The organism is Psychrobacter sp. A3, assembly GCF_028823565.1.
Lineage (GTDB): Bacteria > Pseudomonadota > Gammaproteobacteria > Pseudomonadales > Moraxellaceae > Psychrobacter > Psychrobacter celer.
In genome coordinates this window covers 22,534-48,462 of the sequence record NZ_JAPEHS010000010.1, presented here as the reverse complement: position 1 = coordinate 48,462, position 25,929 = coordinate 22,534, and the positions used below count along the sequence as shown (strand labels likewise).

Genomic DNA, 25,929 nt, shown 5'->3' with positions numbered 1-25,929 from the left:
CGTTTAAATCCATAACAGTTTTACATTCAGCTAACTATATATAAAAAATACAAAATATGAGAAGGCAGGTTCTAATAGATAAAAACAATACAGACTTTTGCCTAGAAACGCACGCTAATATTACTAAATTGTAACGCTTTGTGTTATAAATATCATACGCGTTTATCCTTATTTTACCCATTAAATAAAGGGACTTTTATGTCATCTACTCATAGCAATCATCGCAGTCGACAGTCTGGTTGTAGGTCGCAGCTGCATGAGGTAACTGCGCCTGTGGCGATTTATCATAAAAACAAACATCGAAATTTATCACGTACACTGACGGCGACCGGTTGTGCGCTGCTGCTTGGTGGTACGTCATTGGTATTGATGGGCTGTCAGACAAGCGCTGGCGTCTCCTCAGGCGCGGTATCAGATGCGCTCATCGACTTTGAGGTCGCAGACGGCGCAGTAAACCAAGCACAGGGCCGCGTCTTTACTGACCGTTTACAAGCCAGCTCTGCGCGCTATGAGCAACTGTTTGACCAGCAGAGCTATCCCAATACGGAGACTCAGGCAAAGACACGTTTGCTTGCGGCCATTCGTCAGCATCTCGCTAGTGAGTACGTGGCCGTCGCGCAGGCCAATTATCATATGGCACCCTTTATCGATCCAGACAGTATCGATGCTGGCGCGAGCAGTCTGCTAAGAACCATCATCGAAACTTATGCGTATCAAGAAGAGCACGCGATAGACGACGAGGCTGCTGATTATAATAGTGAGTTTGCTGACAGGAGTTTTGCTGACGATGCAGATGAAGCGTTTGCTGATGATGAGTATAGCGCCAATACTAAAGACGATGGGTTGATACCGGGCGTGCAAGATGTCAAACCCAAGGCATTATTAAAGAGCTATGAAGCCATGCAAGCCGCCAAGCAGCAGCCAGTGGCGAGCGATGACAAACCGATGCCAACTACCGGCGTCATTGGTCAGATGCTTGCTATGTTGCATCGCACACCTGAGCAAATCGCTGCGACCAACGCCTATCAATATCAGCATTTGACATTTAATAGCGTCAGCCAATTCAGGCCCAAACAGCGCCAGCTACGTAGCGTCTATAGTTATGACTATGTCAGCCCAACGCTTAGCTCATCCATACAGATACCGCTTGCACTGGATTTTAATGACAGTCGTATCACGGTAGACCCATCGGCCATCATGCCGATTGTAGCGCTGGCCAGTCCTGAAAATACCCCGCTGCCTCAGGAGATGGCCTCTCATACGGTCAGCTTTGGTCTGCCTAAGGGCATCACCGAGCAGCTGCCGCCTACGGTATTGTATGATGCTGCGCTTGCTGCGATACAGAAGAGTATGGCCGAGCTGGCACCAGAGTATTTCAGCGCCGTTGATATACGTAATGACGCATTTGCCAAAGAAGTGGGGGCCAGCCATGCTGTCAAGTTATATATCGGTAGTAAGCAAGGCGGTGAGCTGGTCGGCAAAATCCTAAAATATATGACCCAGTCACTACAAGAGCATGTCGATGCCAATCCGTCACAGTATCCTGATGGAGCGATGCTAAAAGCTGCACTTGCTAAGGCGCAGCTATACCATAAAGGCTATCAAAGCGCGGATGTCGGCGCACTGCTACAGCTGATTGAAGCGATCGGTCCCATCTCCTTTAATCAAACAAACTACTACTATTTGGATCGCGCAAATCAGCTACTGGCCAAGCAGCAACGGCTAAATGTCGGTAGCGATTTGATGGGTGCGACCACCAGCGTACTCAACCAAGTGCGTTATGATAAAGCCAGCTTTAACGACCATGCGCTCACGCCTTTATTGGCCGAGTCTTTTGGGGCAAATGCCAAGCCTGCCATCGACGGCAACGCGTGGCTTGCGAAGATACGCCAACAAAAAGAAAGACTGCAAAGCGCTCGTTATGCACGCTATGACTACGAGTATGATGATGAAGATCGTTATGATGTTGATAATACTGATGAAGAGAGTGGCGTTTATGACAGTGGTAATAGTGAGGACTGGAACGACAACGATGAGGCATTGTATGACGATGCGGCCAAGTATGGCATCGATAGCAAGCTAGCGGATCAGTAGGTCTGTCTTGTTAACTCTCCCTATTAAGGATAAAAAATGAAAAAAAACCAGCAAACTCATACCAGCCGCCCGCCACGTGCATCTACTATTATCAATGGTCATGCGGTATTTGCCAGCGCGCTTGTCGCAGGCGCGGCGTTATTGACAGGGTGTCAATCGACCAGCCTTGGACAGTCTAATGCTATGACGGCTACCCAAACCTCAGTAGCTGCCAAAACAGCCGTCGCAAGCGCGCTACAAGCGCAGCGTCGCCAGTCCTTTCGTTATCATAGCAACCTTGAGATTAGTAATAAGCAGCAGTTTGACGGTATAACGGCTCAAAGCACTACCAACAATGGTGCTAACAACCCAGTCACTACTGATGATATCTATCAATACTGCGAAGATACGCATGACGAGGCCTATGCGGCATTATTGGCGCAGGCAGAAGGACAAAAGCAAGATATATCGGCGACAACATATGACGCTCAGCGTGCGACCATCAAACAATCCTATCTAGCCTGTACGGATGCCTATCAAGCATGGCAAGACAGCCAATACGACAGTGAGGTAAGTGTGCCTGCTGATTATCAAAAGTTGTTTGATAATTATGACGCGCAGCCAACCGCGGAGGGTATCAAAAAAGCAAAGCTACTCGATGCCTATCTCCTAAAACCGTTGTCTATCAACGCCCAAGGCGTGTATCAGCCGATGGCGGGCAAAGCGACCATGCTTGCCAGTGCCCAATACCAAGCGCGTAATCATCAAAGCAGCCTCAACCAACCGGTCTATATCGATTTTAAAAACGGTGATATTTATCTATGGGCGGACAATTTTGCGATGATTAACTCAAAGCTATTGGATGACAAACTTGGCACGACATGGCAAAACAAATGGCTCAAAGTCACGCTGGACGATGGCACGTTACCCAAAGGCTTTGGCAAAGCAGTGATCACCCATCATTTTGCCGCGCTCGATGCCGCATTTGCCGCAGCGCCAGCAAGTCAGTTTGAGTACGTCGCGGCCACGTCTTTGACTGCGCTATCTCCTAAGCTGCCAGCGCACCAGATGCCCGCAATGCTGGCAAGTGAGCAAGTGATCCGCCGTACTCAAAGCGCGACCAGTCACGAGCAGTCATATCAAGAGTATATGCGTGGTTTTTATGAGCAGATAAGCGAGCAGTATCCAGAGCTTGTCAATGACAGTGCTGATGGTACTGACAGTGCTTCTGATATAGCACCTGACATTTTTACCAGTAAGGCCTTGGTACAGCAAGTACTGACAATAATCAAAAACAGTATAGACGCCGCTGATGATACGGTCGCCAGCCGTACAGTAGATACTGGTGCAGAGACGCCAAACGTACAAACGCTATACGGCATTGATAAACGTGGCCGTCTCATCTGGCAGCATCTGCGGCGTGAGTTTCCTAGCGAGACCAATCAGCATAAAGGCGTCGTGATAGATGCCATGCAGCAATATTCTGCTATTCGTCCAAAAGACGCTGCATTTCCCAACTTACCAAGCGATGTACAAGTACCAAATGCGCGCAATAGTGTTGATGCGCGCGAGTATGGTCGCGAGCTGATGCAGTACTATCGCGATGGTAATGGCACGGCGATAGGCAAGATGATATTTAAGGCGCTACCGCTGTCGCAAGAGCGTTTGGGCGGTACTGATTAAAAGGTATTGAGCTATCATCAGAATTATACAAAAAAGCGCATCGTGATAACGGTGCGCTTTTTCTGAGTGGTGTAGCGGGCAGTAATAACTACTACATGCCTTGATGCTGATGCGGTTGGCCATGCTGACCTTTTGGCATTTTTGCCATTCTCTCGTTTTGCAGTTTGGCAAGTTTGGCGCGTTGCTCCGGCGTTAGCACTTGCGCGATGGCGTGCTGGGTCTGAGCATGCTCAATAAAACGCTGCTTGACTTTAGCCGCTTGCTGATCCGCTAGGCGGTTAAGCGCGGCCGTATTCAACGTGCTGGCAGTGGTCAATGCCTGCATTTGTTGGTGCATCTGCGCCCGTTCTGCTTTGTGTTGCGCGCGCTCAGTTTTACGGTCGCCATGTTTGGCCTCCATGATGGCTTTGATTTGTGCTTGCTGCGTGGCACTCAAATCTAGCTGTGACAGTGGGCCTGGCATGCCGCCTTTCATATCGCCTTTATGCATGCCACCTTTGTGCATACCTTCTTTCATGCCGCCTTGATGATGCTTTTGCATTTTGCTGGTGGTAGGTGCGGTGTCAGTCGTTGCATTGACACTGGTGCAGGCGGTGACAGCAAATACACTAGAGGCGGCCAATACTGTGCCCATAAGTAGTTTTTTCATCATACAATCCTTTTATAATTTGAGTAAATAAACAATAAATACCTTATCTTGCCAGTATGGCGATAAGTGCGACAAGTGATTGATAGATGCTATCTTATGACAGTTAAAGGTTGCGATACTTTATGAAGTATTAAGAAAGGTAACGTTTATGGCGTTATGATAAGTCCATGCCTGATAATATAGGCAACAAAGCGACCTTAGGCTTAAGGAGACAGCAGTGCCAAACATACTACTCGGCGATGATGACGAAGAGTTGACCCAGTTATTACAAGAATACTTGCAAAATCATGATATCGATTGTGACTGCGTGCACGATGGTGAAGCGGTCATGCAAAGACTCAAAAACACCAGCACTGCCACCGCTTATGATTTGCTGGTACTCGATATCATGATGCCCAAAATCGATGGGCTCAGTGTGCTGCGGCAACTGCCGGCCATCAGTGATATTCCGGTCATTATGCTGACGGCAAAAGGCGAGGAGATTGATCGTATCATTGGGCTTGAGCTTGGCGCGGATGATTATATTACCAAGCCTTGCAATCCCCGTGAGCTGTTGGCACGTATCAATGCGGTGATAAAACGCACCCGTCTTAGTGCTTTTGATAGTACGTTAGAGCACATGCCGTTACCTGAGAGCCGATTACATTTGGATCAAAACCAGCGACTCTGTCAGATAGACGGGACAGAGCTACAAGTGACAGGCACAGAGTTTGACTTGTTGCTCGCCTTGCTCAAGCAAAAAGGTGAGGTGGTGAGTAAAGCGTGGCTATCAGAGCATGTGTTGCAGCGTGAGCTACAGCCCTTCGACCGCAGCCTTGATGTGCATGTCTCGCGGCTGCGCAAAAAACTCCAACCTTTTCATGATGAGCCGATCAAAGCGATTCGTGGAAAAGGCTATCAGCTGGTACTATAATGACATATTCCGCAAATACTTCTACCTTTCGACCCAGAATCACGCTGTTTTGGCGGCTGTTTTTGAGTCTACTATTGACGATCTTACTCACCTCTATTTTGTCCATCGTGGTAGAGCGGATACTGGTTGAAAGAGCGCTGACCGCGCGTATGGACGTGCAGATTGAGCAGTTGTTGATTAAACGCAATGAGCTGGCTGCCGCGTTGCAAGCGGGCGATTTTGCATCAGTCAGGCAGATGTACCGTGATGATCGGCGGCTGATGAGTCAAATCAGAGTCTATAACGAGCAAGGCGCTATTATCTTTCCGCGTTATCGAGACCAAGCGGACCGTCAAGACGGCAGGCAAGTTATGCCGCGTGCGCCCATGCATCCGATGCCATCAATACCTGCCATGCCTGCTATGCCAAATGTGGCCGCTGCACCCGCCTTAGATCATCACCGCTCTGACGATACTGCCAGTATGCCAAACAATACTCGCAATCCTTATTGGCAATCGATGATGTCTCAGCGCACGATAGCAGACCCCGAGATGCGCCCTGAGCTGGCGGATAAGACCGTCGCGCTGCCAGATGGTCAGTCTGTCATTATACAGCTGCGTCCGCACCTGCGTTTTGCCGATGTCGTCGCGCTGCAACGGAATAATTTTTCGGTACGTTTGCTGCTAATTATCTTCTTTAGTGTCTTGGTCTGTGTTTGGCTTAGCCGTACCTTGACCCAGCGTATGCGCCGCGTCCAACATGCGGTACATCGCATGATTGCTGGCGATTATCAGGCGGATACCCAGCTGGCAAAAATGGGCGATGATGAGCTGGGTCTATTGGCAAAAGACGTGGCCAAGCTATCAAGGCGGCTGGCTGAGAGTGAGCTGGCGCGCAAGCAAATGCTTAGTGATATCTCGCATGAGCTACGCTCGCCCTTAGCGCGCCTTGATGTGGCAACCGAGCTGACGCGAGATTTTGCCCCCAATGCCAATCGCTACCTCGACCGTATCGACAAAGAGTCTGCGCGGATGAATGAGCTGATCGAACAAATCATTCATATCCAGTCGCTGCAGATGCAGCAATACACCATTGATAATGTAGAAAATGACTGGGTTGATATCTCCGAAATTATTAGTGAGATTGGACAAGATGTTTGTTTTGAATTTCAGCACAAAAACGTCCATTGGCACTGGCAGCCACCAACCCTAAATTCGACGGTAAAGGGCAACCAAGAACAGTTACATAGTGCGCTTGAAAACGTCATTCGTAATGCTTTTATGCACACAGCAGCTGATTCAACGGTTATGGCTGAGATTAAACCAGCAAAGATAGATGGCAAAAGACCTGCCATTCAAATCCGCATCATAGACGAGGGCGGCGGCGTTGCAGAGCAAGACTTGCAGCGTATTTTTCAGCCCTTTGTACGGCTAGACTCGGCGCGTCACCGCGACACTGGCGGCTATGGGCTAGGGCTGGCGATCGTCCATGCGGTGGTGCTGGCACATAAAGGCCAAATTGACGTTTATAATCGTCTTGATGGTGTCCAAGGGCTGATAGTGCAGATTGTGTTACCTATTGGATTATAAAACGTCTCATTAATGCTCTACATGGTTGCCACACCTTTTTAATAAGTAACGAATACCTGCGAAAAGCTGTGCTTGGTATCAGAACAATGAACGAGAATTTATGAAAAATGGAGGTAATTTAATATAAATAAGAGATAATGAAAAGAATATATTCATTTATAAGAATATATTCCGATAAGCGGTAGTAAATAGCCGAAGAGTGACATGTACACTCTCTATATATTCGATATTATGAATATATAGAGAGTGTACATAGTCTTACACGATGAAACTTTTAGGTTTTTAAACGCTAAAAATGGTTACATTTGCGCAAAAAGTTTCATTAAAGCTTACCGCCGTGTCATGTTGTCGTATTCGCTCTCTACATACCGACTATGAGTTGGCCTCTAATAATTATGTAAGGGAGTACGCATCATGAACCGCATCTATAAAGTCATATGGAATGAAGCTTTAAATTGTTTTGTCGCCGTTGGTGAATATGCCAAAGCACGTGGCAAGTCCTCTAAATCTAGCGTCAGTGCCAATGCTCGTATTAATACCACAGCTACCACTTTTGTCAAAAAATGGCATGTGAGCGCTATAGGACTCGGTCTGCTGGCTGCTGGTGTCGCGATGCCAGCCAGTGCGCTTGGTCTTTACTTTGCAGGTGACGATCCTACGCCTAAAATTTATACCAATGAATGGCTCCATCATACAGTGACAATCAAAGGGGGTGAGACGGTAGCTGGCGATCCAAGCAGCAAAAATATCAATGTAACTGCCAATAAAAACAGCAAAACACTGACCGTAAAGCTAGATAAAACGGTCAATCTAGGCGTAGATGGTAGCCTAAAAATGGGTGACACCCTGGTGGATAGCTCAGGGATGGCCATCAAAGCAATCAATCCTATCAATAATGTCACCTTAAGCAATAGTGGACTAAATAATGGTGGCAATCAGATCACCAATGTAGCAAGCGGTGTCGGTGACAATAACAACGCTGCCAACATCGGCGATTTAAACCATGCAATTGCCGCCAACAAGACCAAATACTACAGCGTCAACTCCACAGGTGGTAGTAATGATGACAATTTGGGTGCCACGGGCGAAAACGCTATGGCCATGGGTCGGAACGCCAGCGCGGCTGGCAGTCAAAGTATCGCTATTGGTAGTGTGGCTAATGGCAAGCCTACCAGTGCTAGTGGTGAGCAGTCTATCGCCATTGGCGCAAATGTGGTGACCACAGGAGGCTCTGCTATCGCCATCGGTGGCGATGATCTAAACGCTGCCTCTGAAACCAACTTGGATGGCAGCTCAAATATTGGTGCCAACACTGGCAGTGTGAATACGGTGTTTAAGACTTATACTGGCCGTAACCTTGTAGAGCCTGCGTATTATGCTAGAAACACTGAGGCCAGTGGCGCTGCTTCCATCGCCGTTGGTTCAAAAGCGCTGTCTAAAGGTCACTTATCTACTGCTGTTGGTGTACAGTCCTCCTCAGATGGTGTTGCCTCTTCAGCCTTTGGTATGGGGTCATCAGCAAGTAAAGATGGTTCGGTTGCTTTAGGTGCAGGTTCCACCACACTTAATGATGCCACTTACCAAGAGAAGCTTACTATTGGTAATAAGGACTATAATTACGCTGGTGCGACCAATGATAAAGGAGCACAGGTCTCTGTTGGCTCGGAAGAGCGTGAGCGTCAAATCAAGCATGTCGCTAGCGGGGAGGTAAGTGCAACCAGTACAGATGGTATTAATGGTAGTCAGTTGCATGCCACCAATGAGTCTGTTAAAGACTTAAGTGATGTCGTTGTGGCTAACAAGACACATTTCTATAGTGTCAATAGTACAGATTCAACTCGTGGCAATTACAATAATGACGGTGCGACTGGTGTTGATGCAATGGCAGCTGGAATTGAGGCATCAGCGACAGGTGAAAATGCGACAGCGTTGGGAACAAAGTCTAATGCTGAGGGTACGCGGAGCACTGCGATTGGTTACCAAGCACAAGCTAAAGATAGAAACGCAATTGCTTTAGGTTATCAAGCTAATGCCCATCAAAAACATTCCACCGCGATAGGATATGCTGCTAACGCGGGTTATGCTGCAATTGCGATAGGAGATGCCGCAACAGCGACCAAAAAAGGGTCGACAGCGATAGGAAGTCAGTCTGTCTCGACTGATGTGTACAGTACAGCTTTAGGACGCGAGGCTAAAGCACTTGAAAAGAATACTGTAGCCGTGGGGTATAGTACTACTGCTAGTGGTGAGTCTAGTGTGGCTATCGGTGATGGAGCAAAAGCGAGTGGTGTCAATAGTATCGCAATCGGCACAGGTAACATCGTCAATGGCGACAACTCAGGTGCCTTTGGTGACCCTAATATTATTAGCGGCAGCGGTAGTTATGCAGTGGGTAATAACAATACTATCGATGCCGACAACTCCTTCGTATTAGGTAACAACGTCACAATCAACGCCAGTGACAGGTATTCAATCGCTCTGGGTGAAGGTGCTGTAATTAATGGCGAGGACAGTATTGCAATTGGTCGCGGTGCCACTGCTGCGGCCAGTACCAGAAACGGTCTAGCAATTGGTGTGAGATCAAGCTCTGGTAACCATGCTGCATCTTTAGGTGATGATGCTACGTCTGGTAATTACGCAGTAGCGCTTGGCTCTAAGTCCACTGCGCAGATTGGCGGTACGGCTATTGGTCAGGCTTCGAGTGCAGTCAGCAATGCCACAGCCTTGGGTCGTGCTGCAATCGCAGGGCAGTCAGGTAACGTCGCTTTGGGGCATCAATCCGTTACTGCAGCACAGCACACCGGCGCTTTTGCCATAAACAATCAACCAGTAGCGGGCTTAACAAGTGGCGCTAAGACGGTGTCAGTAGGCTCTGTCGGCGCTGAGCGACAAATCCAAAACGTCGCTCCAGGTGTCGTTGATGCAACCAGTACTGATGCCATTAACGGTAGTCAGTTATTTGCCACTAACGAAGCAATTGATGATTTGAGTGGTACAGTTATCGCCAACAAAACCAAGTACTACAGTGTCAACTCCACAGGTGGTAGCAATGACGACAATCTAGGTGCCACGGGCGAAAACGCTATGGCCATGGGTCGGAACGCCAGTGCGGCTGGTAGTCAAAGTATCGCTATTGGTAGCGGGGCGAGTGGTCAACACACCACTGCAAGTGGCGAGCAATCTATTGCTATTGGGGCAAACGTTGTCTCAAGTGGTAATTCTTCTATCGCCATTGGTGGTGATGATTTAGATGCTGCCTCAGCAGATGCTGGAGCTATGTTTACAGCCTATACAGGTAGTAGCCTTGTTGAGACACCGCCTTATATGGTAAACACAGAATCGGATGGTTCTGCCTCCATCGCCATTGGTGCAAAAGCACTGTCTGAGGGTGCGCTATCTACCGCTGTTGGTGTGCGTTCCAGCTCAGCCGGTGATGCCTCTTCTGCCTTTGGTATGGGGTCTTCAGCCGTCGCTGAAGGTTCAGTAGCTCTTGGGGCAGGGTCAGTGGCCAATGTAGCAGGTGGTGCTATGGGCTATGATCCAACCGGTAGTAGCGATGCCGCTATCAAAGCTACCCAAAGTGGTGCAAGATATGGTGCTGTCTCAGTAGGAAATGGAGCTGAGCGCGGCAATCGTCAGATCGTCAATGTAGCTGCAGGTACTAATGATAGCGACGCGGTAAACGTGGCGCAATTAAAAGGTCTGTCTGGAGTAGTGAATCAAGGGCTTAAGTTTGATGGTGATACTGGCATCCCCGTCACCCGCCAAATGGGCGATACGCTCACAGTAAAAGGCGGGGCGACCAATTTGTCAGATAACAATATCGGCGTGGTTGCCAATGGTAGCGACACCCTCAGCATTAAGCTGGCAAAGAACATTGATTTGGGCAAAACAGGTAGCGTCACGATGGGTTCAAGCTCTCCACTTGGGTTAGGACCTGTGACAACCGTTGACCGCTTGGGTGTTAGAACGGGAAGTATTGTAGGTAGTACCGCTGTTACAGGTTTGGGCGTGCTGGTAAATGGTCCATTAGGTATTCCTAGTACGGCACTGAATATGGATGGTCTAACGATTATCGGTGGCCCAAGCGTTACCAGAAGCGGCGGTGTTAATGCTGGTAATAGAAAAATTGTCAACGTCGATGACGGTAGTAATGATAAAGACGCAGTGAACTTCGGTCAACTTGCAGACTTCTCTGCTGCTGCCAGAACCAAAGTCATCAAAGGTACCAATGTCGACAGTGTTGACCTCTCAATCGACAGCGATACCGGACAGGATGTCTACACTGTCAATGCCAATGGTAGCAGTGTCTCTAGTGGAGATGACACTGCATTGACAGTTACCGCTGGTGACAAAGGTGATGACAATATCACCGACTACAAAGTCGATCTAAGCGATGCTAGCAAAGCAAGCTTAACAAAAGCTGACAGTGCCATGCAAACCGTCATAACACAGATCGACGGCAACGATGTCAAAACCCTTGACCAAAATGACAACGCAGCCAACTTTGTCACAGGAAGCAACATTGAGCTGCTAGAAGACAATGGTGGTATCAAAATCGCTACGGCAGATGAAGTCTCTTTCGTTAGCGTCACCACAGGCGACACTTTGCTAGACAATGGTGGCGTCACCTTAACCGGTGGTAGTAACCAAACCGTCACACTCAGCAACAGCGGTCTAAACAACGGCGGCAATAGAGTCACCAACGTGGATGATGGTGAAGAAGATATGGATGCGGTCAATGTGAGACAGTTAAATGCCACTAACAGCACCGTCAATCTAGGGCTTGACTTCACAGGAGACGATACCAACGTCATTGTCAATCGTAAGTTAGGTGAGACGTTGACCATTCGTGGCGGCGCGACAGATCTCACGGACAACAACATCGGTGTGGTCGCTGATGAAGATGGCAATCTAAACGTCAAGCTGAATGAGGATGTGAGACTTGGTAAAACTGGCAGCGTGCGTATGGAGAGCACAGTGCTTAACAATGCAGGTGTCACCATCACCGATGGACCGAATCAGACCATCACGTTAAGTAATGAAGGCCTTGATAATGGCAATAATAGAATCATCAAGGTGGCTGAAGGTATTGCCCCGAGCGATGCTGTCAATTTCGCGCAGCTCACCATGACGAATGATGAGATCGCCAAAGGCATCAAAATCGGTGATGGTAATGTTGCCAACGACCAGCAATTTGCGTTAGGGGAGACCATCAATGTCACGGGTGATGGTAATATCACCACATTGGCATCTGCCGCAGGCGTTCAGGTTCGGCTAAACAATCAGCTAAACTTGGGTGATGAAGGCAGTATGCAAGTGGGTAGTAGCCTCATGACAAGCAATAGCTTTACCTTTGTGTCCGATAATGCGCCAAATAGAATCGTTAGATTGACCAATAATGGTTTGGATAACGGCTTTAATCGAATCACAAATGTCGCCGACGGTATCGACTTTACAGACGCTGCTACGGTTGGACAGTTAGAAGCAGCAACCTTTGCTTTGGATCAAGGCTGGGCGCTCACTGCTCAAGGCGATATCGCTACCATGGTCAAACAAGGCAGTGCTGTTGATATAAACAGTAGAGATGGCAATATCACGATCTCAAGAACGACTGCAAGCAATGGTATATCACCTCTAGCAAGTCGAGCAGCAGACGTCAATGACATCAGCTTTGAGCTGAACAGAAACATCGCCATCGATAGCGTACAAGCAGGCGATAGTACGCTGAGCAATGACGGCTTGACCATCGTCGGCGGACCAAGTATGACCAAAGCGGGTATCAATGCCGCTGACACCAAAATCACAAACGTGATGAGCGGTGAAGTCTCAGCCAGTAGCTCAGATGCTATCAATGGTAGCCAGCTCTATGCACAAGGTGCAGGTATCAGTACCCTAATAGGTGGGGATACCGTCTATAACCCTGAAGATGGCACCTTCACCAATGCCAATATCGGCGGTACCGGTCAAAGCAGTATTGATGGTGCGATTGCCTCGATCAAGCAAGGCGAGACCATTATCAATGAAAGTATAGCCACCAATACCACCAATATTGAGGCCAATACGGCTGATATCGCTACCAACACCACCAATATCAGCACCAATACGACCAATATTCAAGGCAATACGGATAGATTGGATGCCGGTCTCAATTTTGGCGCGGATAGTGGAGATAATATCAACAAGCCTATCGGTGATGACAGTGTCCTAAGCTTTACCGGTGGTAATAACATCACCACCACCGCGCAGGGCAGTAGTATCTTGTTTGACCTCAATGGCAATATCAGCGTAGATAGTGTCAGTACAGGTAATACGACCATCAATAGTGGCGGTGTCACTATCACAGACGGCCCAAGTATGACGGCAGATGGTCTGTATGCAGGTGGCAAGAGTATTACAGGTGTCGCCGATGGTGTCGAAGCGACAGATGCTGTCAACCTTGGTCAGCTAAGTGCACTCGATAGCAGGCTAAACAACAGCATGAGCGATCTAGGCTACAAAATCGGCGAAGTCGAAGACGATGCAAACGCAGGTATCTCAGCGGCCATGGCGATGTCTTCTCTACCGCAAGCTTATATCTCTGGTAAGTCTTTGATTAGCGGCGGTGTCGGTACTTACAACGGCGAGAGTGCAGTGGCCATCGGCTTCTCTAAGCTCTCCAATGACGGTCGTTGGGTCATGAAGATAAATGGTACTGCAGATACGCAAGGCAATGCAGGCGGCTCGATTGGTGCAGGTTTCCACTTCGACTAATAAGCCGTGACCGTTTTTATAAAATACTGTTTTTATAAAGTATAAAAGAGAAGCAAGGCACCTGATGTCTTGCTTCTTTATCATGTCAGTCGGTTTTAAATAAAACAGATACACTATATCAACGTGGAGCTGGTATAAATTTTCCTTGCGTGCTGTGCCTGCGCCGATGGGTACTGCGTAAAATTTATCTCAGTCTCACTGTATCGTTTTTATATTGAACTCACTATATGTGACTTATTTAGAGTCGACTATATAAAGCGATAATATTCCGCGCATTTTTGGCCACATAAACAGCCCAAAAACGCTGACAGACTGCTGTCAAATTCGGAACATGGGTGCTGTCGGCGTCAGGCCAACATAAGCCATGCCTGCTTGATTCATCCAGTGCGGCTGCACGATACCGTGTTGTAAAATCGCATAGATATCGCGATGCGCTCTTTCAATTTTATGGGTCTTATATAGCGAGACAGTACCAGCCACCGCGTAAATCTCAGACACCATATCTCTAGATGCTCTTGCCGCCTCACAAGCCGCTGCCCAGACATCGGCAAGCTGTGTGTCGGTAAAAGCGTTGTTTTTCACAGCTTCATTCCATAATGTCTCAACGCTACTGTGTAGCTGTAGGCGTCTGGCAGCCAGCAGAGTCTTGCTTTTGGCGATGGCCGCTTGTACCGTGGCGCGATCACGTAGATCTGTGCTTTTACCAGCGGTAACTCTCTCAAGACACAGAGCAATCAGTTCATCGGTGGCAGCTTTTAGCACGCCTAGCGCCATCGCTGCACAGCCAGCAGCATTGATACACCCTATAGGTAGGCGGTTGTATTTATTGTCGGTATCGATAGGACTATCAAAATCGATTGCATATTCAGGCTTTACAAAGGCTTCTGTGACCACAATATCATGGCTGCCTGTCCCTCTTAGTCCACCGACATGCCAAGTGTCAATCACATCGACGTCAGCTTTTGGGATAAAAAACAGTTTTAGATTGGCACCAGAGCTGAGTGGGGCTTGCGCCCCGTCAGAGGTGACTCGGCATCGTAGGACAAACCAATCGGCCAGCTCGCAGCCAGATACCAGCGTCCAGCGACCTGATACGGTGTAGCCCTCTGCGTATTGGACGGCGACGCCTTCAGGACGCGCCGAATTGGCATAGATATGTTCAGGATTATTAAAGACCTCTTGCCTGGCCGAGCTGTCCAAAAACCGTCCAAAGGTACACGCCGGATGATTGTTCCAAACGATCCAAGACACTGACGCTTCTGCGCTTGCCAAGGTTTCGTACACTGTTAAGGTCTCGGTTGGGTTGTCTTCCCAGCCTCCCAGTGACTTTGGTAAACCCATCCTAAATAAATGGCGGGCTGAGAGCTGCTCGATCACAGCGGGTGCAATCTTTCTAAGGTTTTCTGTCTCCTCACGGTGAGCAAGTGCCAAATGATATGTCTCATCTGCTGCGCTAGCAGGCCTAATCGGTGTGCTGTATGGAAAAGATATTTGGCTCATATTTTTCAACCCTTATCATTAGTAAAACGAATTTGTTTTTTAAAACCGATAAGTTGTTCTTTATTCTATATTTTGTATATAACGTTCTATATTCAAAGAATAACCAACTGTCGACCACTATACAACCGGTAATTTGAATATAATGAATATTTAGTGAAGGTAATCACGGTAATAAGCGTAGGATAAGTTAGGACGGTAAACGAACGTTACTGCACTCGCCTGTATAGACAAGATAAAGTTGAGCAGCCATTCAATTTTTGAGAGCGACCATGATGGTTCGACAATCGTTGCTAAGATGGAAAAACTATGTCACGTACCGCACTTTATATAACCGTCAAGAAGCTTTAGAGCGAGAAAGAGAGACTTTATTTCAACAAAAACCTCTTAAGTACTGTCTAAAAATATTTGACCACTACATACTTCCTGAGTATGTATATTATGAAAAAAATATACCTTGGAACACATTTTTACCTACTAGCCCTTTAAATGAGAAAGAGAGTAGAAAAATTCTTGTGGAAGAGTTTTTTGACATTGGATTCGATAAAGCAAGAAATAGTCTAGTAGGTAAATATTACTATATGCACGATTCTGTGCAAGAAAGAGAATGTGATGCTATAAACAGAGAGTGGGGCGCTATAGTATCTGCGTGGAAAAGTTAACTGAGACAGTAAAATGAAATTAAAATTTGCAGGTACACCCAAATATATTGATGGTAAGGAGGTATTCATATATCAGTATTTAAATATGATGAAATACCAATGGAATTCTGTCACTGTGATACGCACCGAGCAAATCAAAGCAACCGATAACGTCTTATTTTGGCATACCGGAGGCGCGCCGACGCTATTTGCCTACGCTGATGATTTAGATATACGTTAACGAAACTTGCACAGCGCGTAAAACCTTCTAAATTGAAAAACCACTGATGAGCTAGTATCTTTTGCCTAAAGATTCGGCTTAGCAGCAGTATTGTTCATTCTATTTTAAAGGTTTTTTATGGGTCAAATCAGTGACTGGGTACTCTCTATCACGGCGAAGTTTGGCTACTTTGGCATTATCTTTGCCATGTTTGCCGAAAACGTCTTTCCGCCTATTCCTTCTGAGGTCATTATGCCTGCTGCTGGGTTTGCCGCCTCAAATGGTGAGCTTAATCTCATACTTGCCATACTAGCAGGGACGCTTGGCGCGGTACTTGGTGCGTTACCGCTGTACTATTTAGGCCGCGTGTTTAATGAAGAGCGCTTGATAGCCTTAACCAAAAAATATGGCAAATTTGTTTTTGTAAAACCTGACGATATCAAAGCTACCAATGAATGGTTCGATAAGCACGGTAAAAAAGCGGTATTCTTTGGTCGTATGGTGCCTGGTATCCGCTCGTTTATCTCGATTCCTGCCGGTATGAATAATATGCCAATGCTACCGTTTTTGGGACTCTCCGCACTTGGTGCAAGCATTTGGACGACAGGTCTGACGCTCGCGGGTTACTATATGGGCCAAAACTACGAGGTTATTGAATCGACGCTCGCCCCTTACTCGACAGGTATTGGCATCCTTATCGTGGTGCTGATAATCGGTTGGTTTGTAAAGCGGCGTTTATCTGATAAACACTAACAAACGCGAAGGCCGATAATCACTAAGTGCTAACGCCTTGATTTACTTGTCGATAGCATCCAACCCTAAACGCATCCAAGCAATCGCCTGCTCTTGATGCTCTGTCATCGCATTCCAAATACCGTCTTCGCTAAAGATAGAATGAGCCTCGTCAGAGTGCTTAATTACGATAATTCTAAATTCCAGCTCGCTAATTACCATGACATACCCCATTACCCTTCGTAAAAAGGTATTACAGTCTCTTGAACAAGGCATGAGCGTGCGCACCGCAGCCAAGCTTTATTTGTTTAAACTTGCCCAAACAACATTACGCCATGTATTAATGAAGGGCCTAAGAATACCATAAATAATCCCGCTAAAATCATTGTTAAACTAGCTATAACGCCCTCGTCCTCATTGCGCTGACTTGCTCGGGCTGTACCAAAGCCGTGTGATGCATTACCAAATGCGATTCCATTTGCAAGATGTGAGCGAATACGAAAAAAAGTCAAAATCATATCCCCTAAAATCATTCCCACCATCCCTGTAATCAAAGTAAACAGTGAAACTAAAGAGGAAGATCCGTGAATTTTTTCAGATAAGTCTAACGCAAATGGTGTCGATATTGAACGGGCCATCAAGCTATAGGTCAAGGTCTTATCAAAATGGAACAAACCAGTGAATAGGTATATGCTTAAGACTCCCACCACCATCCCAACAGTTATAGAAGCGGTCAAGGCCAAAGCATGTTGACGTATTAAACGACGATATTCATAAATAGGTATAGCAAACGCAACCGTTGCGGGGGCAAGTAACTGCACAATCCAAGCTGTATCCTTCCAATAAGTATCATAAGAGATATTAAAGATAATCATTAATGAAAGTGTTATTACTGGAACCGTGATAGCTGGGTTTAGCCAAGATTTTCGATAGCGCACATAGATTACTTTAGCCATATAATAAGCAGCTAATGTCCAAATGAGACAAAGGATTGACCAGATATTCATTGTAAATCCTCACACATTATCATTATTTTTTAGGTTTAATTGGGCTTTATAAATCTGATGTCGATACAATCTACGTTGCAAACGGTGCACCATAATAAAAGTGAATGCTGAGCTTAACATCACCATCGCGGTACTTAAGATAATTGTCAGCATTAATTGCCAGCCCTTACTGATAAATAGCGCCTTGTATTGAAGTATTGACATCATAAGTGGGATAAACATTAATACTAATTCACCCAAAACAAATTTTGCCCCCAGTCTGACCCAGTTAACCTTGATAGCACCACTCATTAATAAGATCAGCATTAAAAATACTCCTAAGACGCCTGAGGATACGGGTAAATGCAATAACTCAACCAATATCGCAGCACAATACCAGACAGCTGCGATAATAGCGCATTGCATAAGGACATGAAGCCATGATTGGCGACAAAACTGTTGAAGTCTAAGTTTTTTTTCAGCTACAAAGGATAGGGATAAGTGAATATTAGGATTACGCATAATAATTGTTGTTTGTTGATTAGAGACTACTTATTATAAAAATACCCTAGTCATAAATTATGAATTATATTTTTATTTTTATTCTCAATTTCTATAATAAATTTCATTATCCTTCCTAACCATGGTTTATTATTCATGATAACTTTCAAGCAATTACGCTGCTTTGTGACAGTCGTAAAAACAGGTGGGTTTCTTCAAGCCAGTATCCAACTCAATCTAACCCAACCCACCGTTACCAAATCCATCAGTAACCTTGAAGAATATTTAGGCGTAGCTCTGTTTGATAAGCCGTTGACTCATAGAAAAAAGCGGCTAGTTAATTTAACGGAAATTGGCGAACACCTCTATATTCAAGCAGTGGATATCTTACAAAAGGCAGATAATCTTGAACAAACAGTAGTAGATTATCAGCAATTAATAGGTGGTAAGTTGCGTCTGGGGATTTCACCGTTAGGCAGTGAAATACTAAGCAAAGCTATTTTTAACTTTTACCAAATGCATCCTAGTATAGAAACCTCACTTATCGAAGATGGTGCTGAGTCACTTAAGCAGGCCCTTCTAGAGGGGCAACTTGATGTGGCAACATTGATGAAGCCGATTGACGATGATTTTGACTACTCGTCGATATGTTGCTATCCAGTGGTGGTCGTAGCAAATAAAAACCGTATGGGTAAGCGAAAAACCAAGGTAACACTTAAGTCACTATCAAATGCACCCCTAATTTTATTTACCTCCAATTCATCATTTACTCCAATGATTATAGAAAACTGTCAAGCACTAGGTTTTGAACCTAATATTATTTGCCAAACCAATCAGTGGCACTTGCTTCTTGACATGGTAAAACAGGATATGGGTGTGACTCTTTTGCCTCAATATTATACTCAAAAGTTGGATTTGACAGGATTAGTCTGCTTGCCACTAACCCAACCTCAGTTAAAATGGGAGCTTGTCATGGCTTGGCGTCGTCATCGCTTGCTTACACCAAGTATGCGAGCTTGGCTTGATAACATAAGAAAAAATATATAACCAGGCCTTGATAATGCTTTGGCTGACACAGGGCGTAGGTTATACAAAACAGAGGTGATTGAATATTTAAAAGCAGGTTGGCAAGGTTTAGCGAATGTACAACTTGCGACCTTGAATTGCGTAGATTGGTTCAATAAAAAGCGTATACACAGTGCATTGGGCTATGTATCGCCTTTTGAGTTTGAAAAGCGGTATTATGATAATTTAATACTGTCAGGCATGGCTGCCTGACTCAAGTAAACCAGACTCCGACATAGTCGGGGCGGTTCACTATATCGCACTTAATAGGGTACTGGTGATGGCATTGGGTCAGCTAGATCGCTTGTGGTGCATCAGGCTGCTGCATCGGTTCGGCATCTATAAAGGCTTTTAATGTGCGGCAGTGAGCATCAATGGCGAAGATGGTTGGGTAGGGGGTGAGGTCCACCTCAAACCGGCGCGCAGACGACACCTGTGGTATCAAATAGCAATCTGCAAAGGTTGGCGTGTCACCGTAACAAAACTTACCGCGAGTATGGTCAGCTGCCAAGCGTTTTTCTAAAGCGGCAAAGCCTTCGCTGATCCAGCGGTTGCACCACGTCATGACCTGCTCTTCATCTACAGACAGCTCGTGGCGTAAGTATTGTAAAATACGGCGGTTATTAATAGGGTGTATGTCGCAGCCAATCATCGCACTCAGCGCTCTTACTTGCATACGGCCAGCAGCGTCACTGGGCAATAAAGGCGGCACAGGATGGACCTCTTCTAGCCACTCTAATATAGCAGGGCTTTGATAGAGCAATACGTCATCAGCTTGTAAAACAGGCACTAGTCCTTGTGGGTTTAGGGTTTTGAACGTCTCAGCTAGCTGCTCGTTTTGGGCCAGATTGACTGCCAGATAATCGTACTCTAGACCTTTTAGATTCATTGCGATACGTGTACGGTAAGATGTGCCGCTACGAAAATAGCCGTAAAGTTTCATCATGGTATCTTCCTTTTATTATGTTATGTTGTAAGTCAAACGCCCCGTTGCCACCATAGCTTGTCCCGTCATTATCGTTGCATAAGATATGCATGCTCTCCAACTGCACATGCATACAATCAGGCGTAAGTGTTATAAAATTGTACTTCTCATTCCACGGCCTAAGCCTAAATAAAGCCAGCCTTTTAGCGAGTCCATTATGCCAGCAGCCAAAAGCCCTATAGACAGCGCGACGACCACTCAAAAAAATGGCGTCCAGTCTTTGGAGACAGGGTTGTCCGTCTTAGATATCCTTATCGAGCGCCGCGAGCCTATGATGTTAAAAGACATTGCTCAAGCGCTGCAAATGCATCCTGCCAAGTGTCATCGCTATTTGGTCAGTCTCATTCGAAAAGACTATGCACAGCAATTGGCAGACGGGCGTTACGGACTTGGGCACAGAGTCGATGCGCTAAGCCACCGCGCCCACCGTCCAAACAACCTTCTAGAGCGCCTGACGCTTATCGCTCATGATATCAAAGACGCCTTGCACTGCGGGGTACAGATTGCCAAATGGTTTACCGAAGGGCCTATTATTATCCAGTCGGTCGAGCCAGATAGCGCCATCAGTATCATCACGCGTGTGGGCTCACGGATGCCGCTTAGCACCTCGGCGACAGGACAGCTGTTTGCCAGCTATCAGTCAGATACGGTTATTTGGCCATTGGTGATGGCAGAATGGCGTGATCATGAGACCTATGATGACATGGCACAAAAACGTCAGACGTTTAGCGAACGATGCGCCAATATCCGTACCCAAGGCTATGCCATGGTGACAGGCGATATGCTCAAGGGTATCAACGCCATTAGTATGCCTGCTTTGATATCATCACAGGCAAGTCATATAGACGATCACAGTACTGAGAAACACGCACCTATCGGTTTAGAGTATGCCATCACGGTCATCGGGACCAATGAGCAACTGCCTGTACATAAGCAACATGATTTGGTCACGCAGATACGGGCAATCGCGCAGCGTTATGATGTGATGTAACGTTGTTTTTTTTCTTAACGTTGTTTTTACTTAACACTATTTTTCGATACTCAAGTTCTGCACCGACTATTTATTTGCCCATAGGGAGTTGTTGCTTTACTTCTTCTAACTCTTCGTTGTGCAAAAACTGCGTATGGACGGGTGCGCGTTTGGTACGTGACCACTCATCGAGCATCTCTTGCTTCATCGCTTCGGTAATCATTGATACTTTTTCTTCTGATGTGACATCGTCATAGGTCAGCTCCAAGCGGTGGCCGTTTGGATCAAAGAAATAAATCGAGTGAAAGATACCGTGATTGGTCACGCCGACCACCTCGATACCATTGTCTTCTAAATGCGTTTTTGCCAGCATCAGGGCATCGCGATCTTTTACCTTCAGCGCCAAATGCTGTACCCAGCTTGGCGTATTGGGGTCAAAGCCCATCTCAGGCTGATTTGGTACTTCAAAAAATGCCAAGACATTGCCGTGTCCTGCGTCTAAAAACACATGCATATAAGGGTCGAAGGCCTTGGTTGAGGGTACATGATCTTCGGCAAATGCCAAGATAAAGTCCATGTTTAGATGTTTTTTGTACCATTCGACAGTCTCTTTGGCATCCTTGCAGCGATAAGCCACGTGATGGATTTTTTCAATTGTAAAGCTCATATCAATATCCTTTTGATAAGGCGTGACCTGCGTCATACTGCCAGTATGGTTCGAGCAACGGTCTGATCAGAGCGGACGTATGCTTTACTAAAATTTGGCAGCGTGATCAACTATTTAGCATTGCACGCCTATGTGATAGCCAGTATCAGTGGTCAAAATCAAAGCTAAAAATCAAAGCTCAGGGCAGGCAAGACTTTACCGCGTACTTCGCCAAAACCGACTCGAACGCCGTCTTTTTCGCTATAGCCTTTCATGATGACGGTATCGCCATCTTCGATAAAGCTGCGCGTCTCACCGCCGGCCAGCGTCACAGGCTTGGTCGCGTTCCAAGCGATCTCGAGCATTGAGCCATAAGCGTCAGGTGTCGGCCCCGAGATCGTCCCTGAGCCCATCATATCGCCGACTTCTACCTTGCAGCCGGTGATGGTGTGGTGCGTCAACTGCTGCGCCATCGACCAGTACATGTACTTAAAGTTTGTCTCACAAACGACAGTAGCGCTCTCGGCATTTTCGGGTAGCAGCTCGACCGATAGGTTGATATCAAAGCTGGTATCAGTGGCGGTCTCGTTTAGATACGCCAGCGGTTTTGGCTCTTGGGTAGGGCATGAGGTCTTAAAGGGGGCAAGCGCCTCCATGGTGACAATCCAAGGCGAGACCTCAGAAGCAAAGGTTTTGGCATTGAATGGCCCTAAAGGCACGTATTCCCATTTTTGGATATCGCGCGCTGACCAGTCATTGAGCAACACCATGCCAAAAATATGCTCAAATGCTTCATCGACGGCGATAGGCTGACCAAGCTGGTTGCCTTTGCCAACGACAAACGCAGTCTCTAGCTCAAAATCCAAGCGCTTACAAGGTGAGAAGATAGGGCGCTCATCCGCATTTGGTTTTAGCTGCCCAGAGGGGCGCACGATATCGGTGCCACTGACGACGACCGTGCTGGCGCGGCCATTGTAACCGACTGGCATCTCTGTCCAGTTGGGTAGCAGCGCATTGTTTGGATCACGAAACATCGTACCGACATTGGTTGCGTGCTCTTTAGACGAGTAAAAGTCGGTAAAGCCTGGCACGTGAACAGGCAGATGCATGGTGACATCCGCTTGCTTAAACAGTGCCTTTTTTTGTAGCTCGGTGTCGTCACGTAGGGTACTGTCTGCGTCAGATAGCAGTGTTTGAACCGTCGCACGCGCCTTTTGCCAATTATCTCGGCCTGAGTCAATAAAGGCGTTTAGGGTCGGCTGGTTAAAATACGGCCCGCCTGCTAAATCTAAAAGACCTGCTGACTCAAGCACAGACAAATCCAGTACGTATTCACCGATTGCCACGCCAGCACGGCGGTTGTCTGCCTCTGCTTGAGTCTTGGTATCGCTAAAAATACCATAAGGCAAATTGTGAATAGAAAAATCAGAGTCGGCGGCAACCTCGATAAACGAAGTCAGGTTTTTGTCAATCGTTGACATAAGATGCTCCTTGCTAAAAAAAATAAAGGATAAAGTTAGGTGATAAAAAGTGAGTGAATAAGAAATATAAGACTTATTACGCAATACGTAATTTATTACTGATAGTATAATTTATGTCTTATGCTAAGTTATCATCAGAGGTATTGCAAGGGTTTTTATGCCCATTATCGCTTACTTTTAGGGGTGCTATTAGCCATGCAGATCGGTAAAGTGCTGCGAAAAATACGTTTGCAAAAACTGCTTAAAGGCAACCGTTGCAGGCGCTAGCGCTCGTGATGAGCGTTGATAGATAAAAAACCGCCTTGTCTTGACTGGATGAGCAAGTGGCCGCATCTGTAAGCCATTGGCGCTGACCCAGTCGATCACCTCTGGCATATAGGGTAGGCACAACGTGATACCAAACCCTTGACGCGTCATCTCCAGCGCTGTCGACATAAAATTGACCTTGTAGCGCGCTTGCTGAATATGGGCGGCGACCGCTTCATCAAGCTCGGTGGTGACTTGCTCAATAAATGGCCCTTGCAAGGTAATAAGCGGCGTCTCTAGCAAGTCTTGCCAGACGATCTCACTTCTTTGTGCCAACACATGCTGCTCTGGCATCACCACACAAAACGGCAATTCGTACAGTAAGTCGGTGCTGATGTCATCATCCATCTCCATAAATCCAAGCTCGGTACCGACGCCTAAGTCCACCTCGATATTTTGGATGTGTTGTAGGACATTTTCGGCCGAGCAATCTAATAACGACACGCTGATATCAGGATAGGTTTGGGAAAACTGAGCGATGACAGCAGGCATAGAGGAGGCTGCAAACTGCGACACCGCTAGTCTGACTTGGCCTTGTGCCAAGCTGGTCAAACTACTGGCTTCGTTTTCAAAAAGATGCATCTCATTTAGTACCCGCCGCGCTTGTGGCAGCAGATGGCGACCGACAGCGGACAAAGACAGCTGGCGGGTGGTGCGGTCAAACAACACGATGCCGAGGCTGGATTCTAATTCTTTGATCAAGCCACTCACGGCAGATTGGGTCAGATGCATCTGGTCGCTGGCACGGGTAAAGCTACCATTGTCAGCGACAGTGATAAATGCGGTCAATTGGCGAATGCTGATATTCATAAGTAAACCTAATAAATAAATCATAAAAAACAATTAGTCTTATAAATAAAGCTAATCTAATATAAATGCATCGTCAATAAGCGTTATTGATATAGACAAATTTTTACGCTGATTTAAGGTTTTATACGGATTGACAGTGCCAATTTTTAGCACTAACTATTTTTAGCAGTAATTGATATTAAGGATGATGACCATGGCAGATTTATTTGAAAACCCAATGGGACTAAACGGATTTGATTTTGTAGAGTTTGCTTCACCTGATCCACACGCCGTCGATGCATTGTTTAAGCAGCTAGGCTTTAGCCACATCGCCAACCACCGCTCAAAGGACGTGGCGCTTTATCGTCAAGGCGATATCAATCTCATCTTAAACCGTGAACCAAAAAGCCACGCCAGCTATTTTGTAGAAGAGCATGGTGCAGGGGCATGTAGTATGGGATTTCGGGTGAAGGATGCCAAAAAAGCCTATGAGCGGGCCATTGAGATGGGCGCGCAGCCTGTCGAGGTGCCAACAGGCGTGATGGAGTTGCGTTTGCCTGCGATAAAAGGCATCGGTGGCTCTTTGATATATTTAATTGACCGCTACAAAGACGGTGAGTCTATCTATGATGTCGACTTTGAGTTTTTTGCTGACGTCGATAGGCAGCCTACCGGTCATGGCTTTAAAGTCATCGATCATCTCACGCACAACGTCTACCGCGGCCGAATGGCGTATTGGGCAAATTTCTATGAGCGTATCTTTAATTTCCGCGAAATCCGTTATTTTGATATCAAAGGCGAGTACACAGGTCTTACTAGTAAAGCCATGACCGCCCCTGATGGCAAAATTCGCATCCCACTTAATGAAGAATCAAAGCAGGGCGGCGGGCAGATCGAAGAGTATTTGATGCACTTTAATGGCGAAGGCATTCAGCATATTGCCTTAGCCAGTGACAACTTGCTGGCGAGTATCGATTTGCTCAAAGCGGCGGGCATTCCGCTGATGACCGCGCCAAACGCTGCTTATTACGACATGTTAAGTGAGCGTCTGCCGGGTCATGGTGAGGATGTCGCGGCACTGCAAACGCGCGGTATCTTGCTAGATGGCACGACTGAGGGCAATGAGCCTCGCTTGCTGCTACAGATTTTTTCCGAGACCATCTTAGGCAGTCCGGTGTTTTTTGAATTTATCCAGCGTAAAGGCGATTATGCAGAGGGCTTTGGCGAAGGTAATTTTAAGGCGTTGTTTGAATCTATCGAGCGCGACCAAGTGCGCCGCGGCGCTGTCGGTCAACCAGAAGCAGAAGCGCTATAGCTATAGCTGCGGGCAAGGCAAAAGGAGTTTGTCTTGTCCACTTGCTTCATTATACGTAGCAGTTGGCTTGCGTATTTTTAGTCTTATCCGCATTGGCTGGCCTGACTGGCTAGCTTGTTTGACCGATTAGGCGACGTGATAGACGCGCCAGTTTGA

20 protein-coding genes and 1 pseudogene are annotated in these 25,929 nt (G+C 46.7%); 12 read left to right on the top strand and 9 right to left on the bottom strand.

Annotation, left to right across the window (positions count from 1 at the left end):
• Nucleotides 1-198 precede the first annotated feature (198 nt).
• Nucleotides 199-2,094: a hypothetical protein gene (locus NK638_RS03130; protein WP_274631906.1), complete on the top strand. Its 1,896-nt coding sequence runs from the start codon at nt 199-201 to the stop codon at nt 2,092-2,094.
• A 36-nt stretch (nt 2,095-2,130) separates the two neighbouring features.
• Nucleotides 2,131-3,756, top strand: coding sequence for a hypothetical protein (locus NK638_RS03125; RefSeq protein ID WP_274631905.1), 1,626 nt, complete (start codon nt 2,131-2,133; stop codon nt 3,754-3,756).
• A 91-nt stretch (nt 3,757-3,847) separates the two neighbouring features.
• On the opposite strand, the gene NK638_RS03120 is transcribed toward NK638_RS03125, so the two are convergent.
• The gene (locus NK638_RS03120) at nt 3,848-4,408 is read right to left on the bottom strand and encodes a Spy/CpxP family protein refolding chaperone (RefSeq protein WP_274631904.1); all 561 of its coding nucleotides are present in this window, start codon (nt 4,406-4,408) and stop codon (nt 3,848-3,850) included.
• Nucleotides 4,409-4,622: 214 nt separating this feature from the next.
• Between NK638_RS03120 and NK638_RS03115 the strand changes: the two genes are divergently transcribed.
• The 3 genes from NK638_RS03115 (at nt 4,623) to NK638_RS03105 (ending at nt 13,639) form a co-directional block, all read left to right on the top strand.
• Nucleotides 4,623-5,318: a response regulator transcription factor gene (locus tag NK638_RS03115; RefSeq protein ID WP_274631903.1), complete on the top strand. Its 696-nt coding sequence runs from the start codon at nt 4,623-4,625 to the stop codon at nt 5,316-5,318.
• Nucleotides 5,318-6,886, top strand: a complete 1,569-nt coding sequence (locus NK638_RS03110) for a sensor histidine kinase (RefSeq protein ID WP_274631902.1) — start codon at nt 5,318-5,320, stop codon at nt 6,884-6,886. Before NK638_RS03115 ends, NK638_RS03110 begins: the two co-directional genes overlap by 1 nt.
• Before the next feature lie 414 nt (nt 6,887-7,300).
• On the top strand, nt 7,301-13,639 hold the full coding sequence (locus NK638_RS03105) for an ESPR-type extended signal peptide-containing protein (RefSeq protein WP_274631901.1): 6,339 nt from the start codon (nt 7,301-7,303) through the stop codon (nt 13,637-13,639).
• Nucleotides 13,640-13,957: 318 nt separating this feature from the next.
• Here the strand turns inward: NK638_RS03105 and NK638_RS03100 are convergent, their stop codons facing one another.
• The gene (locus tag NK638_RS03100) at nt 13,958-15,139 is read right to left on the bottom strand and encodes an acyl-CoA dehydrogenase family protein (RefSeq protein ID WP_274631900.1); all 1,182 of its coding nucleotides are present in this window, start codon (nt 15,137-15,139) and stop codon (nt 13,958-13,960) included.
• 269 nt (nt 15,140-15,408) lie between these two features.
• Between NK638_RS03100 and NK638_RS03095 the strand changes: the two genes are divergently transcribed.
• The 3 genes from NK638_RS03095 to NK638_RS03085 all read left to right on the top strand — a co-directional run bounded on the left by NK638_RS03095 (nt 15,409) and on the right by NK638_RS03085 (nt 16,750).
• The gene (locus NK638_RS03095) at nt 15,409-15,798 is read left to right on the top strand and encodes a hypothetical protein (protein ID WP_274631899.1); all 390 of its coding nucleotides are present in this window, start codon (nt 15,409-15,411) and stop codon (nt 15,796-15,798) included.
• Between the two features lie 13 nt (nt 15,799-15,811).
• The gene (locus NK638_RS03090) at nt 15,812-16,018 is read left to right on the top strand and encodes a hypothetical protein (protein ID WP_274631898.1); all 207 of its coding nucleotides are present in this window, start codon (nt 15,812-15,814) and stop codon (nt 16,016-16,018) included.
• A 117-nt stretch (nt 16,019-16,135) separates the two neighbouring features.
• Nucleotides 16,136-16,750, top strand: coding sequence for a DedA family protein (locus tag NK638_RS03085; RefSeq protein WP_274631897.1), 615 nt, complete (start codon nt 16,136-16,138; stop codon nt 16,748-16,750).
• A 42-nt stretch (nt 16,751-16,792) separates the two neighbouring features.
• Here the strand turns inward: NK638_RS03085 and NK638_RS03080 are convergent, their stop codons facing one another.
• The 3 genes from NK638_RS03080 to NK638_RS03070 form a co-directional block, all read right to left on the bottom strand.
• Complete coding sequence (locus NK638_RS03080) at nt 16,793-16,951, bottom strand: DUF4298 domain-containing protein (RefSeq protein WP_274631896.1); 159 nt, start codon at nt 16,949-16,951, stop codon at nt 16,793-16,795.
• A gap of 86 nt (nt 16,952-17,037) precedes the next feature.
• Nucleotides 17,038-17,736 (bottom strand): LrgB family protein, encoded by a 699-nt coding sequence (locus tag NK638_RS03075; RefSeq protein ID WP_075102372.1) that lies wholly within the window; start codon nt 17,734-17,736, stop codon nt 17,038-17,040.
• Between the two features lie 9 nt (nt 17,737-17,745).
• A complete protein-coding gene (locus NK638_RS03070; RefSeq protein WP_274631895.1) occupies nt 17,746-18,237 on the bottom strand; it encodes a CidA/LrgA family protein in 492 nt (163 codons plus the stop codon).
• A gap of 135 nt (nt 18,238-18,372) precedes the next feature.
• On the opposite strand from NK638_RS03070, the gene NK638_RS03065 reads away from it, so the two are divergent.
• Nucleotides 18,373-19,263 carry a LysR family transcriptional regulator gene (locus NK638_RS03065; protein WP_274631894.1) on the top strand — a complete coding sequence of 297 codons (891 nt, stop codon included), beginning with the start codon at nt 18,373-18,375 and terminating at the stop codon, nt 19,261-19,263.
• Between the two features lie 9 nt (nt 19,264-19,272).
• Nucleotides 19,273-19,494, top strand: a pseudogene (locus NK638_RS03060) (IS3 family transposase); the annotation flags it as partial.
• 82 nt (nt 19,495-19,576) lie between these two features.
• Here the strand turns inward: NK638_RS03060 and maiA are convergent.
• A complete protein-coding gene (gene maiA / locus NK638_RS03055) occupies nt 19,577-20,224 on the bottom strand; it encodes a maleylacetoacetate isomerase (RefSeq protein ID WP_274631909.1) in 648 nt (215 codons plus the stop codon).
• Between the two features lie 199 nt (nt 20,225-20,423).
• Between maiA and NK638_RS03050 the strand changes: the two genes are divergently transcribed.
• Nucleotides 20,424-21,257 (top strand): IclR family transcriptional regulator, encoded by an 834-nt coding sequence (locus tag NK638_RS03050; RefSeq protein ID WP_274631893.1) that lies wholly within the window; start codon nt 20,424-20,426, stop codon nt 21,255-21,257.
• 70 nt (nt 21,258-21,327) lie between these two features.
• Here NK638_RS03050 and NK638_RS03045 read toward each other — a convergent pair whose 3' ends face one another.
• The 3 genes from NK638_RS03045 to NK638_RS03035 all read right to left on the bottom strand — a co-directional run bounded on the left by NK638_RS03045 (nt 21,328) and on the right by NK638_RS03035 (nt 24,479).
• Nucleotides 21,328-21,903 carry a VOC family protein gene (locus tag NK638_RS03045; RefSeq protein WP_274631892.1) on the bottom strand — a complete coding sequence of 192 codons (576 nt, stop codon included), beginning with the start codon at nt 21,901-21,903 and terminating at the stop codon, nt 21,328-21,330.
• 164 nt (nt 21,904-22,067) lie between these two features.
• On the bottom strand, nt 22,068-23,363 hold the full coding sequence (gene fahA, locus NK638_RS03040) for a fumarylacetoacetase (protein WP_416376079.1): 1,296 nt from the start codon (nt 23,361-23,363) through the stop codon (nt 22,068-22,070).
• Between the two features lie 189 nt (nt 23,364-23,552).
• The gene (locus NK638_RS03035; protein WP_192995206.1) at nt 23,553-24,479 is read right to left on the bottom strand and encodes a LysR family transcriptional regulator; all 927 of its coding nucleotides are present in this window, start codon (nt 24,477-24,479) and stop codon (nt 23,553-23,555) included.
• A 193-nt stretch (nt 24,480-24,672) separates the two neighbouring features.
• On the opposite strand from NK638_RS03035, the gene hppD reads away from it, so the two are divergent.
• A complete protein-coding gene (hppD, locus tag NK638_RS03030) occupies nt 24,673-25,773 on the top strand; it encodes a 4-hydroxyphenylpyruvate dioxygenase (RefSeq protein WP_274631891.1) in 1,101 nt (366 codons plus the stop codon).
• Nucleotides 25,774-25,929: the final 156 nt, after the last annotated feature.